Origin of the sequence: Pseudomonas cerasi (assembly GCF_900074915.1) — a bacterium.
Classification (GTDB): Bacteria; Pseudomonadota; Gammaproteobacteria; order Pseudomonadales; family Pseudomonadaceae; genus Aquipseudomonas; species Aquipseudomonas cerasi.
Map to the genome: position 1 here is coordinate 3378953 of NZ_LT222319.1, position 13908 is coordinate 3392860.

The 13908-nt window shown below is 61.8% G+C and carries 14 protein-coding genes; 11 read left to right on the forward strand and 3 right to left on the reverse strand.

Annotated features, from left to right (window positions below; genetic code table 11):
* Positions 1–176: 176 nt before the first annotated feature.
* Together PCPL58_RS17510 and PCPL58_RS17515 are read right to left on the reverse strand one after the other, a co-directional pair.
* The gene (locus tag PCPL58_RS17510; RefSeq protein ID WP_003367076.1) at positions 177–809 is read right to left on the reverse strand and encodes an ANTAR domain-containing response regulator; all 633 of its coding nucleotides are present in this window, start codon (positions 807–809) and stop codon (positions 177–179) included.
* Positions 806–1954, reverse strand: coding sequence for a transporter substrate-binding domain-containing protein (locus PCPL58_RS17515; RefSeq protein WP_004412535.1), 1149 nt, complete (start codon positions 1952–1954; stop codon positions 806–808). Before PCPL58_RS17515 ends, PCPL58_RS17510 begins: the two co-directional genes overlap by 4 nt.
* Before the next feature lie 728 nt (positions 1955–2682).
* On the opposite strand from PCPL58_RS17515, the gene urtA reads away from it, so the two are divergent.
* The 11 genes from urtA (at position 2683) to PCPL58_RS17570 (ending at position 12575) form a co-directional block, all read left to right on the forward strand.
* Positions 2683–3864 carry an urea ABC transporter substrate-binding protein gene (gene urtA / locus PCPL58_RS17520; RefSeq protein WP_016567925.1) on the forward strand — a complete coding sequence of 394 codons (1182 nt, stop codon included), beginning with the start codon at positions 2683–2685 and terminating at the stop codon, positions 3862–3864.
* Between the two features lie 66 nt (positions 3865–3930).
* On the forward strand, positions 3931–4833 hold the full coding sequence (urtB, locus tag PCPL58_RS17525; protein ID WP_003432973.1) for an urea ABC transporter permease subunit UrtB: 903 nt from the start codon (positions 3931–3933) through the stop codon (positions 4831–4833).
* A gap of 1 nt (position 4834) precedes the next feature.
* Complete coding sequence (gene urtC, locus PCPL58_RS17530; protein ID WP_003432974.1) at positions 4835–5977, forward strand: urea ABC transporter permease subunit UrtC; 1143 nt, start codon at positions 4835–4837, stop codon at positions 5975–5977.
* Positions 5974–6711: an urea ABC transporter ATP-binding protein UrtD gene (gene urtD, locus PCPL58_RS17535; RefSeq protein ID WP_003367067.1), complete on the forward strand. Its 738-nt coding sequence runs from the start codon at positions 5974–5976 to the stop codon at positions 6709–6711. The genes urtC and urtD overlap by 4 nt, the downstream gene beginning before the upstream one ends.
* Positions 6712–6713: 2 nt before the next feature.
* Positions 6714–7403, forward strand: coding sequence for an urea ABC transporter ATP-binding subunit UrtE (gene urtE, locus PCPL58_RS17540; RefSeq protein WP_003432976.1), 690 nt, complete (start codon positions 6714–6716; stop codon positions 7401–7403).
* 22 nt (positions 7404–7425) lie between these two features.
* Positions 7426–7866 (forward strand): urease accessory protein UreE, encoded by a 441-nt coding sequence (gene ureE / locus PCPL58_RS17545; protein ID WP_003432977.1) that lies wholly within the window; start codon positions 7426–7428, stop codon positions 7864–7866.
* On the forward strand, positions 7863–8594 hold the full coding sequence (locus PCPL58_RS17550) for an urease accessory protein UreF (protein WP_065350038.1): 732 nt from the start codon (positions 7863–7865) through the stop codon (positions 8592–8594). Before ureE ends, PCPL58_RS17550 begins: the two co-directional genes overlap by 4 nt.
* 27 nt (positions 8595–8621) lie before the next feature.
* On the forward strand, positions 8622–9317 hold the full coding sequence (locus PCPL58_RS17555) for an urease subunit beta (protein WP_003367059.1): 696 nt from the start codon (positions 8622–8624) through the stop codon (positions 9315–9317).
* A gap of 3 nt (positions 9318–9320) precedes the next feature.
* On the forward strand, positions 9321–11033 hold the full coding sequence (ureC, locus tag PCPL58_RS17560; RefSeq protein ID WP_065350039.1) for an urease subunit alpha: 1713 nt from the start codon (positions 9321–9323) through the stop codon (positions 11031–11033).
* A 25-nt stretch (positions 11034–11058) separates the two neighbouring features.
* A complete protein-coding gene (gene ureG, locus PCPL58_RS17565; RefSeq protein ID WP_003367054.1) occupies positions 11059–11721 on the forward strand; it encodes an urease accessory protein UreG in 663 nt (220 codons plus the stop codon).
* The gene (locus PCPL58_RS17570; protein ID WP_003367052.1) at positions 11718–12575 is read left to right on the forward strand and encodes an urease accessory protein UreD; all 858 of its coding nucleotides are present in this window, start codon (positions 11718–11720) and stop codon (positions 12573–12575) included. The genes ureG and PCPL58_RS17570 overlap by 4 nt, the downstream gene beginning before the upstream one ends.
* A gap of 41 nt (positions 12576–12616) precedes the next feature.
* On the opposite strand, the gene fabF is transcribed toward PCPL58_RS17570, so the two are convergent.
* Complete coding sequence (fabF, locus tag PCPL58_RS17575) at positions 12617–13906, reverse strand: beta-ketoacyl-ACP synthase II (protein ID WP_065350040.1); 1290 nt, start codon at positions 13904–13906, stop codon at positions 12617–12619.
* Positions 13907–13908 lie beyond the last annotated feature (2 nt).

The window sequence follows — 13908 nt, forward strand, 5'->3', positions numbered from 1 at the left end:
TTGACTGGAGCCGCCTGCGCAGGGGCGCACAGGCCTGGGCTCGATCCGGAGGACGTCGTTGTCCACGCCGGTCGCCACGCGGTGTTCCATACCTGCCGGTTCAGGGCGTATGGCAACCGTCCACGCAGAAGAGGATCAGGCGTGGCGCCCGATACTCGAAGCTTGTCTGCAACCTGTCAGGAACAGGCTTGTTGAAACAGTTCATGGGCCTTGACCAGCGCCTCGGCGATTTTTTCCACCGGCTCGCGCTTGGCCATCGCCTGATCACGCAACGCGTTATAGGCGTCCGTTTCAGACAGGCCCTTGGTTTCCATCAGGATGATCTTGGCCTGCTGCACGGTACGCATAACCGCCATGCGCCCTTCCAGGCGCTTGACATGCTTTTCCCTTTCCCGCGTCTTGCGGGCCTGGCTGAGGGTGATGGCCAGCGCAGTCAGCAGGCCGAACGAGCGGACCGGCGACGGAATCACCGAGCAGGCGTTGAGCTGCACCAGCGCCTCGACAATGATCGGGTTTTCATAGGCGATCACCGGAATGATCGGTGGTGTCGAGCTGTGCAGCAGCCAGGGTGTGTTGGTCGACAGGCTTTCCGGCGATACCGCCAGTACGATTACGTCAGCCTCGCTGTGCAGACGTTCGGGAATCGGCCATTGCACCCGCACCTGACAACCAATGCGCTGCAACTGAGCGATCAGGTTGCGACCGTCTTCGTCATCGGGATGCATCACCAGCACGCTGATATCGCGCAGGTCCTTGATGCCGCCTGCGCTGTCGTTGCGCAAACGTTTCTTGGCGGCACGCAGGGTCATGGACGCCTCCCGGTCAGGCTGGACCAGCCATTGAAGTCAGGCGCCACCGCATACGGATCGGGCTTCAGCGCTTTCTGACTTTCGTAAAGGATGTCGAACTGCCCGTCGGCATTGGCACGGCCGATCCGCGAGTACAGGTAGGTATGGTGATTGTGTTCATCGATACGCACCCGTCCCTGAGGCGCGTCGTATTCCAGACCGCGCATGGTCTGCAACACACTCTCCACTTCGGTACTGCCTGCACGGGCGATCGCCTTGGCCAGCAGATGGACCTGAAAGTAAGCGGCCTCCCAACAGCGGTCGGTCACCTGATGCTGGCCGAACATTTCCCGATACTGGGCAATGCACTGGCGATTGAGCGGCGTGTCGATCGACTGGAAATAGGTCGCTGCCGAAATGTGCCCGGTGCCCAGATGGACGCCCATCTGCTGAATGTCGGTTTCGCTGGTAGTGACACTGGCAATCGGCATGACCGCTGGGTCGAAACCGGCATCAGCGTAGGCCTGATACAAGTGGGCCATGGTGTCGCCGACCACTGTCGAAAAAATGAACGAGGGTTTCAGCTCCCGAGCTTTGACCATGAGCCTGGCGAAGTCCTCTGCCCTGGCGTTTTTCAGTGGCAAGTAGTACTCACCCAGCTTGCTGCCACCCCGCTCGTAAAGCAGGTCGCTCATCAACCGGTTGGTTTCGTAGGGGTAGACGTACTCGGAGCCGATCATCAGCACGCGACTGCCGAAGTGATCGAACATGTAGCTGCCCAGTGGCACCGCATTGTGATTCGGCGTAGCGCCGGTGTAGATGATGTTGCGCGAATACTCGAAGCCCTCGTAGTACACCGGATAGAGCAGCAATGCGTTGTAGCGTTCGACGACAGGCAATACCGCCTTGCGCGCCGCCGAGGTGTAGCAACCGAAGAAAAACCGCAGATTCTCTTCGCGAATCAGCGATTCAACATGCATGGCAAACAGCGCAGGCGTGGAATCCGGGTTGCGGGTGATCAGTTCCAGAGGACGGCCATTCACGCCCCCGGCGGCATTGATCTGATGAATTGCAAACTGTGCGCCGCGCATTGTTGAACACTCACCGGCAGCGGTGACGCCGGTATTGGAAAACAGACCTCCTATGCGGATCGACGGGTCAGTCATGCCTATAAACCTTTCACGTGAGATGAGACGCCCGCAGGTGGCCGGGAGCCTGAAAAGAAGACTGAGCGAATAACCGTGGATTCAACGGTGGCTCTCAGGCGGTTGTGCCTGGGGCTGGCGTGACGACAGTGTCAGGACCAGTCGTGCGAGGGGCCTTCCACACTTGCCGAGAATGGGCGTGTGGCAAGAGACCCTGCGAGGGTGTCGGGCAGGCCCATGCAGGGAGCGGGCCATACGTGACGCGGCGCGTCGGGGAGAAGCGAATTCGATGGCGAAGACGGCCATGCATTCATGGGGTTTATGTTGCCTCGAACATTGCTTTCGCGAACTAGTTCGCTCCTGCAAAGCAAAATATCTCAGCCTATGCATGAGTACATATCGCGAAAAAAAAAGCGTCTTCCGCCTCACGCTTTTGGTGCGCTAGAGCCCTGTTCGCGCCAAAGCGGCGCATGTCGGTGTGTGCGTGCAATTAATGCAGGGATGCTCTGCCTCAGGGTTTCGAAACGCGCGCCAACAGCCGTTTCGCCAGTTGGCATTGCCCTTGCTACGTTCCTCCTGAGACATCGCGCCAGCTGTTTGCCCTACGCCCCTCTCGGCAAGTAGGGAGACACCTCGCGTACGACTGGATCGGACGCAGTTGTCCCGCCAGATTCGGCATAAAAGCCTGACCTCCCGCCCATTGATTTGGCCGGGACGTCGGGCTTTTTTCATTCCTGGGAGATAAGTGAATGCACAACGACAAACGCCGTTTGATCAAGCATGCTCTGTTGCTGGGTGCGATCAGCCTGCTGCCGTTTTCCCTGATCGGTCAGGCGCAGGCGGACGAGACTGTGAAAGTCGGCATCATCCACTCGCTGACCGGCACCATGGCCATCAGTGAAGCCTCGGTGGTCGACGCAGAAAAACTGGCCATCGAAGAGATCAACGCCAGTGGCGGCGTGATGGGCAAAACCATCGAGCCGATCGTCGAGGACGGTGCCAGCGACTGGCCGACCTTCGCCGAGAAGGCGCGCAAGCTGCTGGAAAACGACCACGTCGCAGTCACCTTTGGCGCGTTCACCTCGGCCTCGCGCAAAGCGGTGCTGCCAGTCTTCGAGCGCAACAAGGGCCTGCTCTACTACCCGACCTTCTATGAAGGGCTGGAGAAATCCCCGGCCATTATCTACACCGGTGCCGAAGCCTCGCAGCAGACCCTTGCCGCCGTCACCTGGCTGATGGCCAACAAGGGCAAAAGCGTCTACCTGGTCGGTTCCGACTACATCTGGCCACGCACCACCAACAAACTGGCACGGGCATCGGTGACCAAACAGGGCGGCTCCATCGTCGGCGAAGACTATCTGCCGCTGGGGGCCATCGAGTTTTCCTCGGTGATCAACAAGATCAAGGCGGCCAAGCCGGACATCGTGCTGTCGACCATCGTCGGCGGCTCCAACGTGGCGTTTTACAAACAGCTCAAGGCCGCGGGTATCGACAGCAGTAACCAGACGCTGATGGGGCTGGCGATCACCGAAGAGGAAGTCACCGGCATCGGTGCGGAGAACCTCGTTGGCTTCTTGACCTGCATGAGCTATTTCCAGAGCCTGAAAAACCCGGTCAACGAGAAGTTCGTCCAGGCCTTCAAAACACGCTACGGGCAGCAGCGCGTCGTCGGTGACCCGATGGCTGCGGCGTATACCGCAGTGTACCTGTGGAAAAAGGCCGTCGAGAAAGCAGGCAGTTTCGACGTGCCGAAAGTAATCGCCGCGTCCTCGGAGCTGACCCTCGATGCGCCCGAAGGCGAGATCAAGGTGCACAAGGACAACCACCACCTGTGGAAGCGTGCGCGCATCGGCACCCTCAATGCGCAGGGCCAGGTCGACGTGATCTACGAGTCGGCACCGATCGAGCCCAACCCCTTTCCGAAACTCTGATCCCGGCACGGGCGCGATCCGCTTCGCGCCCGCTTTCGTCAATGTGCAGCAACAGGTAGCGACGGCATGACTCTCGATACGCTGGTAATGCAAGTCTTCAGCGGGTTCTCGCTGTTTTCAGTGCTGGTGCTGATGGCACTCGGGCTGACCATCGTGTTCGGCCTGATGGGCGTGATCAACATGGCGCACGGCGAACTGATGGCGATGGGCTCATACATGACCTACGTCACCTCCGTGGTGTTTCAGCGCTACTTTCCGGAGCTCATGGGCTGGTATTTCATCATCGGCATCGGGATGGCCTTTGTGGTGACCTTTGCCTTCGGTCTACTGCTGGAACGCTGCTTCATTCGCTTCATGTACAACCGACCGCTCGACACCCTGCTGGCGACCTGGGGGCTGTCTCTGGTCCTTCAGCAGCTGTTTCGCCAGGTCTTCGGCCCCAAGGAAGTCAGCGTGCCCACCGTGCAGTGGTTGCAGGGCGCATGGAAAATCAGCGACGGGCTGGAGCTGCCCCTCAACCGGATTTTCATCATTGGTCTGACCTTCGTGATTGCCGCTGCGGTGTTCCTGTTTCTCTACCGCAGTCGCTGGGGCCTGCGCATTCGCGCCGTGACCCAGAACCGCGCCATGGCCGGTGCAGCCGGGATCAACACCGCGCGGGTCGACTCGGTGACCTTCGCGCTGGGCTGTGGCCTTGCGGGCATTGCCGGCAGTTCATTCACCATGCTCGCCTCCACTGGCCCGGTCAGCGGTCAGCAGTACCTGGTGGACACCTTTATCGTCGTCGTGTTCGGCGGCGTGGAAAGCCTGCTGGGCACCTTCCTTTCGGCGTTCGCCATCGGCCAGACCCAGGTTTCGCTGGAATACCTCACCACCGGCTCCATGGCCAAGGCGATCACCCTGCTGGTGGTCATCGTGCTGCTGTTCTTCCGCCCCAACGGCCTGTTCGCCACGAAAGTGAGACGTTGAGATGAATGACATGACTGAAAAGCCGACGCTGCGGCCGCAGGCCACAGTGCCGGGCGCAGGCAAGCCAGCGGGTGGCTGGTTGACGCTGATCGAGCGCTACAGCCTGATCTGGCTGTCGCTGCTGTTGTTGGTGGCGTTGCCACTGATACTTGGCGATTTTCGCCTCGGGCTGGCCGGCAAATACCTGAGCCTGGCGTTCTGCGCAGTGGGCATGGTGATGATCTGGGGCTACGGCGGCATCCTCAGCCTCGGTCAGGGGATTTTCTTCGGCCTGGGCAGCTACATGATGGCGATGTACCTCAAACTCGAAGCCACCGCCACGGATGAAGCGGCCAGCGCCCTCGCCGCGTTCTACGGTTCGGCACTGCCGGACTTCATGATCTGGAACAGCGTCGAAGCCCTGCCCTGGTGGTGGAAACCGTTCGAGTCGGCGACCTTTACCCTGGCCGCGATCCTGATCCTGCCTGCACTGCTGGCGTTTCTGTTCAGTTATGCCTACTTCAAAAAACGCGTGGGCGGCGTGTACTTCTCGATCATTACCCTGTCACTGGCCTCGATCATGTCGATCATGATCATCGGCCAACAGGGCTACACCGGCGGCGTCAACGGCCTGACCGATTTCAAGACCGCCTTCGGCCTGAGCCTGCAGACGCCCCAGACGCCCTGGATTCTCTACCTGATCACCACACTGTTGCTGCTGGCCAGCGTCGCGATGTGCGGGTTCATTCTGCGCAGCCGCCTGGGCAAGGTGATCGTGGCAATCCGTGATCGCGAAGACCGGGTGCGTTTCTCCGGTTACAACACTGCGCTGTTCAAGGCCTTCATTTTTGCCGTGGCCGCACTGATTTCCGCGCTGGGCGGGGTGATGTTCACCTTGCAGGTCGGCCTGGCGTCGCCCTCGCTGGTGGGCATCATTCCGTCCACCGAGATCGTCATCTACGCCGCGCTGGGTGGACGCCTTTCGCTGGTGGGTGCGGTGTACGGCACGCTGTTGATCGGCACGGCCAAAACCTGGCTGTCAGAAAACTTCGTCAGTTTCTGGCAGTACTTCATCGGTTTCCTGTTCATGGCCGTCGTGCTGTTCCTGCCCACCGGGCTGGCCGGACTGCTGCAGCGCCTGAGCAACAAGGAGGCGCAGTCATGAGCGCGATGTTACTGAGTGTCGAAGACCTGACCGTGTCGTTCGACGGTTTCAAGGCGGTCGACAACCTCAATTTCTATGTCGAGGAAAACCAGGTGCATGTGGTGATCGGGCCCAATGGCGCGGGCAAGACCACCCTGCTCGACATGATCTGCGGCAAGACCCGCCCGAGTGCCGGCAGCATCCGCTTCAAGGACCTGCAACTGGCCAACATGATCGAGTACCAGATCACCCGCGCTGGCGTGGGCCGCAAGTTTCAGAACCCGTCGGTCTACGAAGACCTCACCGTACGTGAAAACCTCGACATTTCCTCGCCGGACAAGCGCGGCATCTTCAACTGCCTGTTCGCCGGGAAGAACGCAGCGCTGAATGCCGAAATCGATCAGACCGCCGAAATGATCTTTCTCAAGGACCAGCTGGGACGCAAGGCCGGGCTGTTGTCCCACGGCCAGAAACAGTGGCTGGAGATCGGCATGCTGTTGATGCAGCGCCCGGAACTGCTGCTGCTCGACGAGCCCGTCGCCGGCATGAGCGCAGGCGAGCGGGAGAAAACCGCTGGCCTGCTCAAGCTCATCGCCAAGGGTCGCGCGATGGTGATCATCGAGCACGACATGGAGTTCGTGAAATCGGTGGCTGACAAGGTCACCGTCCTGCATCAGGGCAAGACCCTGGCCTACGGCTCGATGGATCAGGTGCAGAACGATCCTCGCGTCATCGACGTCTACCTGGGGCACTGAACATGCTGAATGTCTCTCACCTCAACGTGTATTACGGCGACAGTCACGTGTTACGTGACCTCAGCCTGGAGCTGGCGGCAGGCGAGTCACTCGCGGTCATGGGCCGCAACGGCATGGGCAAGACCACACTGCTCAGAAGCCTGGTCGGCATGTTGCCGACGCGCAGCGGCAGCATCACCCTCGCCGGGCAGGAACTGACCGGCAGCAAGAGCTATGAGCGGGTCGCCGCCGGGGTCGGTTTCGTGCCTCAGGGGCGGATGATCTTCCCCTACCTGAGTGTCGAGGAAAACATCCTGACCGGCATGCAGGGTGCGCCCGCAGCGCCGATTCCCGACTACATCTTCGAATACTTCCCGGTGCTGTTCGAGATGCGCCGACGCAAGGGCGGCAACCTGTCCGGCGGTCAGCAGCAACAGCTGGCCATCGCCCGGGCGCTGGTATCCAACCCCAAGGTGTTGATCCTCGATGAGCCCACCGAAGGCATCCAGCCGTCGATCATCAAGGACATCGCCAAAGCCCTCAACCTGCTGAAAAAGGAACGCGGGTTTTCGCTGATTGTTTCCGAGCAGGTGCTGTCGTTCGCCATGGCGGTGGCAGACCGCTACCTGATCATCGAAAAAGGCGAATTCGTGCACAGCGAAGTCCGCGAAACCGTCGACCGCGAGCGCATCCTGCGCTACCTGACAATCTGAACAACGTACGGGAGCCATCGCCATGCTGATACTCGACCGCATTCTGGGCCAGGCCAGCGACCCTGCCCTCGCCGACCGCCTGCATGACCTGAGCCATGCCGGTCAGGTCGAAACCCTGAGCCTGTCCGGCAGTGACATTCAGCGCCATCGCCTGCGCCTGGCCAGTGATCGGGGCACCGACTGCGCGATTCGTCTGGAACGTCACCAACACCTGCGCAACGGCTCGGTGCTGATGCTCGACAGTCAACGCGCCATCGTCGTGCAAATGCAGGATCAGCAATACCTCGACCTGCAACCACGCGATGCGGCGGCCGCGCTGGAACTGGGTTATTTCGCCGGCAACATGCACTGGGCAGTGCGCTTTGCCGGAGACACCTTGCAGATCCCGCTCAACGGCCCGGAAGCTGACTACCTCGAGCGTCTGGCGCCCATGCTCGCGGACGGCCGGGTGCAGCGCGCATGAACGCCTCGAGCAGCCTGTTGCTGGCCCTGCAGCAGGCCGACAGTTTCTTTCCCGGCGGTGCGGTGGCGTGGTCATGGGGTCTGGAAACGCTGGTCGCTGACGGACACCTCGGTCACGGCGAAATCGTCGCGCCACGGCGCCGGCAACGAACGGTTCGCCATAGCCGCAGTGCCGAGGTACATGGCTTCGTCGAGGGCCAATTGCGCCATCGCTGGAACAGTTTTGATCGAGTGTTTCTGCTCGCCGCCTGGCACGCGGCCGATGACCAGCCGGCGTTGATGGCTCTGGACACTCAGATCGAAGCACTGACCCTGGCCGAGGAACTGCGCCAGGGCTCACGACGTGTCGGCCAGGCATTGCTGGGCGTGCATGTCGCGCTGGGCACATCGGGCGCGGCGTCCTATCAACAGCAGATTCTGGCAGGCCACACACCGGGCCATCTGCCCGTGGTGCAGGGCCTGCTCTGGAATCACCTGGGCATGCACCGCTATCACTGCCAACTGGCTGCCGCACACGCCTTGTGCACCGGGCTGGTCAGCGCCGCCGTACGCCTCGGGGTCATGGGCCACATCGATGCGCAACGAGTGCTGACCGATATTCAACCGCTGATCACCGAACTGCTGGCGCAGGAACCGCCTGAGCCAGACGACGCGTGCGGCTTCACACCCATGGCCGAAATCGCCGTGATGCGTCACGAAACCCAGGACCTGCGCCTGTTTGCCAATTGAGCCAGCCACCCTACCGGGAGCCCTGTCATGCTGCTGACCCCCACCGAGCTTGAACGACTCACGCTGTACACCGCCGCCGAGCTGTCACGCAAACGCCGCAGCAAGGGCCTGCGCCTGAACTTCCCGGAAGCCTCGGCCCTGATTGCCGACGAGATCCTCGAAGGCGCACGTGAGGGGCGCAGCGTCGCCGAGCTGATCGGTTTCGGCTCGACGATCCTCAACACCGATGACGTGATGCCAGGGGTCGCCGACCTGCTGCCGGTGCTGCAGGTCGAGGGCACGTTTCCGGATGGCACCAAACTGGTCACCGTGCATCAACCGATCCGGCCGGGCCGACTGCCGCTGGCGGTCATGCCGACACCGGGGGAGATTCTTTCACCTGACGGCGATATCCACCTGAATGGCGAGCGGCCGACCGCCACCCTGCGCGCGATCAATACCGGCGACCGACCGGTGCAGATCGGCAGTCACTATCACTTTTTCGAAGTCAACAAGGCGCTGGATTTCCCGCGTGAACGTGCCTTCGGCATGCACCTGGATATTCCCGCAGGCACGGCGGTGCGCTTCGAACCCGGCGAGCTGCGCGAAGTGCAACTGGTGCAGTTTGGCGGAACTGGCGACATCCACGGCTTCAGTGGCCTGACCAATGGCAACCTGCACGATCCGGCCTGCAAGCTCGCAGCGCTGGAGCGTGCCCGCGCCCAACTCTTCAAAGGAGCCTGAGGCATGGCAACGATGACACGCAAGGAATACGCCGCCATGTACGGCCCCACGACCGGCGATGCCGTGCGCCTGGGTGACACCTCGTTGCTGGCCGAAGTCGAGTTCGACCACTCGGTGCCTGGCGATGAGTGTCTGCACGGTGGTGGCAAGACGCTGCGTGACGGCATGGGCCTGATGCCCGGGCACGACAGCGCTGACGGGGCCCTGGACATGCTGATCTGCAAAGCGCTGATCATTGACCCGGTGATCGGCATCATCAAAGGCGACATCGGTATCAAGGACGGCAAGATCGTCGCCATTGGCAAGGCCGGCAACCCGCAGATCATGGACGGCGTGCACCCGCAACTGATTTGCGGCGTCGCCACGACCGTACGCGATGCCGAGGGCTTGATCGTCACCCCCGGCGGTATTGACGTGCATGTACATTTCGACTCGGCGCAACTCTGCGATCACGCGCTGGCGGCAGGCCTGACCACACTGATCGGCGGCTCGCTGGGGCCGATCACGGTAGGCATCGACTGTGGCGGGGAATGGAACGTCGGCAAAATGTTGCAGGCCGCCGAAGCCTGGCCGATCAACTTCGGTTTTCTGGGGCGCGGCAATTCCAGCAAGCCTGAATCGCTGCTCGGGCAACTGCGTGGCGGTTGCCTGGGGCTGAAGATCCACGAGGACTGGGGCGCCATGCCGGCGGTGATCGACACCTGCCTGAAAGTCGCCGACGAATACGATTTTCAGGTTCAGTTGCACACCGACACCCTCAACGAATCCGGGTTTCTCGAAGACACGCTGGCGGCCATTGGCGACCGCACCATTCACATGTACCACACCGAAGGCGCAGGCGGCGGGCATGCGCCGGACATCATCAGCGTCGCTGGCAAAAGCAACTGCATCCCCTCCTCGACCAACCCGACCAACCCCTACACCGTGAACACGTTCGACGAGCATCTGGACATGATCATGGTCTGCCACCACCTCAATCCGGACGTGCCGGAAGACGTGGCGTTCGCCGAATCGCGGGTGCGCCCGCAGACCATCGCTGCCGAGGACATCCTGCACGACACCGGCGCCATTTCGATCCTGGGCTCCGACAGCCAGGGCATGGGCCGTATCAACGAGGTGATCTGCCGGACCTGGCAACTGGCGTCGAAAATGAAAGACCAGCGCGGTCGCCTGCCGGAAGAAACCACGGCACTGGGCGACAACGAACGGATCAAGCGTTACATCGCCAAATACACCATCAACGCCGCGCGGGTATTCGGCATCGACAGCTACATCGGCTCTCTGGAGCCCGGCAAGCTGGCCGACCTGGTGCTCTGGCGGCCGGCCTTCTTCGGCATCAAGCCGGAGCTGGTGGTCAAGGGCGGCTTCATCGTGCACGCCGTGATGGGTGATTCCGCCGCCTCGCTGTACACCTGCGAGCCCTTGGTGATGCGTCCGCAATGGGGCGCATTTGGCGAGGCCAAACAGGCGCTGTCAGTCAACTTCGTCAACCGTCTTGCCGTCGAGGCCGACACCGCGACACGCCTGGGGCTCAAGAAGCAACTGCTGCCCGCGTTCGGCACTCGCACCCTGCGCAAGTCCGACATGCTGCACAACGATGCCTGCCCGGACATCCGCGTCGACCCGCAGACCTTCGATGTGTATGCCGACGGCGAGCGCCTGCACTGCGAGCCGGTCAGCGAAGTGCCACTTGCGCAACGCTACATGCTGCGTTGAAACCCTCCCGCACAGGAACCCCGACATGAGCCTGCCTCTGAATGCATCCGCCCCGCACACCGACGCCCAACCTCATCCCGGCGCAGCGCGCGTCGGTATCGGCGGGCCGGTCGGCTCGGGCAAGACACGTCTGCTGGAACAACTGATCCCGCGCTTCATTGCGCGCGGCACCGAGCTGGCGATCATCACCAATGACCTTGCGACCCGCGAGGATGCCGAGCGTGTGCAGCGCAGCGGCCTGATCGATCCTCAGCGGGTTCGTGCGGTGGAAACCGGTGCCTGCCCGCACACGGCCATTCGTGAAGACCCGACCCTCAACCTGCAAATGGCCGATGAGCTGGAGGCGCGCTTCGGCAATCTCGATCTGGTGCTGATCGAATCCGGCGGCGACAACCTGGCCTCGACCTTTTCGCTGGATCTGGTGGACTACTGGATTTTCGTCATCGATGTCGCAGGCGGTGACGATATCCCGCGCAAACGCGGACCCGGCGTGCTGAGCTGCGACCTGCTGGTGGTCAATAAATACGACCTGGCACCCTATGTGGGGGTCGACCTGCCGCGCATGCGGCGCGAGTCGGCGCAGGCGCGCAACGGCCAGCCGGTGCTGTTTACCAACTGCAATACCGGCGAAGGCGTCGACGCGGTGGTTGAAGCGATAAGCCGTGCCGTGTTGTTCGACCGCACATGAACGCCCATCAATCGTCACTGCCCGCACAGGCAAAAAGCACGGCGCATATTGCTTTCAGCAAGGCGCCTTCCGGGGCCAGTTATGTGTCTCGTCAGGAAGTCGGCTACCCCTTCCATCTGGGCCGTAACCTGACCCTCCCACAAGACCCGCCCGGCATGGCGGCGGTCTACCTGCAGTCGTGCTCGGGAGGCCTGTTCGCCGGGGAACAACTGCACCTGCGTCTGCACGCAGGGCCAGGCACACAAGTGCACGTCAGCACCGGCGCTGCGACGGTCGCGCACAGCATGCTTGAGCAGTCGGCGCAGCAGACCGTGACGCTGGTCGCCGAAGCCGATGCACTGCTGGAGTACCTGCCGATGGCCACCATTCTGTTTCCACAGACGCGGCTGCATAGCCAGGTAAACGTAACGCTGCACCCCGGCGCAAGAGTGTTGCTGTGCGACGCATTCTGCCTGCACACACCTCCAGGCAGCGAAGGGTTGCCCGACTTTTACCGCGCCGATCTGCAGGTCTACAGCCCGGCCGGAAAACTGCTGGCCGGTGACCGACTCGCAATGACCGGCGCAGACCTGCAACGCCGACTGCCTGGTGTGAGCGGTCAACGGCAAGCCTTGGCGACGTTCATGCTGGTGGGCCAGGGTTTGCCGATAGAGGATTTGAAACGGACGTTGCGCGAAGCGTTACACGACGTTGCCGATAGCTACCAGGGCGTCAGCGCATTGCCGAACGATTGCGGCGTGTCCGTACGCATGATGAGCGCCGATGCAGTGGCGTTGCGTAATGCGCTGCACCTGGCCTGGGCATGCGTTCGTCAGCAATTGACAGGACTTGCGCCACGGGTGCGGCGCAAGTGAGCAGTCAGGCCACTGCAGAGCACTTTCCAGGCTGAAACGACTTACGGCATGCCTTCCCAGCGCCGAAAAAGAACGCTGGCATTGACCCCGCCAAATCCGAACCCGTTTGAAAGGGCGTGGACGATTGGGGTCTCTCGGGCGACCATGGCCACCAGGTCAAGCCCTTCGGCAGCCTCGTCCGGGTGAATGAGGTTCAATGTGGGTGGCACGATTTGGTCTCTCAGTGCCAGCACTGTGAAAACTGCCTCGATTCCGCCGGCCGCACCCAGCAAATGTCCGGTGGCCGATTTTGTAGAGCTGATGGCGACGCCTGATCGAGTGCCGAACAATGAGCGAATGGCAGCCAGCTCACCCTTGTCACCGACAGGCGTCGAGGTGGCGTGGGCATTGATATGCTGCACCTCATCAACCCCTGCGCCACCTTGATGCAGTGCTTGCTCCATTGCCCTGCGCGCACCGCGACCGTCTTCCGGCCCGGCTGTCAGGTGATAGGCGTCCGCACTGGTGCCGTAGCCTGTCAGTTCCGCAAGCGGCGTCGCGCCCCGCGCCAGGGCATGCTCCAGTGATTCGATGACCAGCAGGCCCGCCCCTTCAGCCATGACGAAACCGTCACGGTCCCGGTCAAACGGGCGTGAGGCCTCTTGCGGCCGACCCGTAAAGCTCGTGGAAAGCGCACGAGCCGCAGCAAAGCACCCCAGCGTGACGCGATCGATGGCGGCCTCGGCACCACCGCAGATTGCAATGTCGGCCTCACCGCTTCTGATCAACCGCGCTGCGTCGCCAATGGCTTGCACGCCGGCTGCGCAGGCAGTCACGGGGGCGCCCAACGGACCTTTAAAGCCATAACGGATGGAAATCTGGCCAGCCGCCATGTTCGCCAGAAAAGATGGCGCAGTGAATGGCGACAGTCTGCGAGGTCCACGTGTATCCGTGACACGCACAGCGTCGGCAATAGCGCCAAAACCGCCGACACCCGACGCAATGACGGTCGCCGTTCGCTGCTGTTCCACCTCGGAGTCAGGATGCCAACCAGCCTGCGCGAGCGCTTCATGAGCAGCGACGAGCGCGAACTCGATGAAGCGGTCCATCTTCTTGCGCTCTTTCATCGGGATCACGCTATCCGGGGCATACCCGGCAACCGGGTCTTCTCCGAGGGTCGGCACCTGGCCCGCGACTGAAACACCGGTGCCATCACTGACACTGCCCGGCAGCAAGCTAATGCCCGAGCGGCCACCCAACAATCTGTGCCATACCTTCTCGACTCCGCACCCCAAGGGACTGACTATGCCGCAACCGGTTACGACGATCCGCTTTTGGACATATTGATTCATGA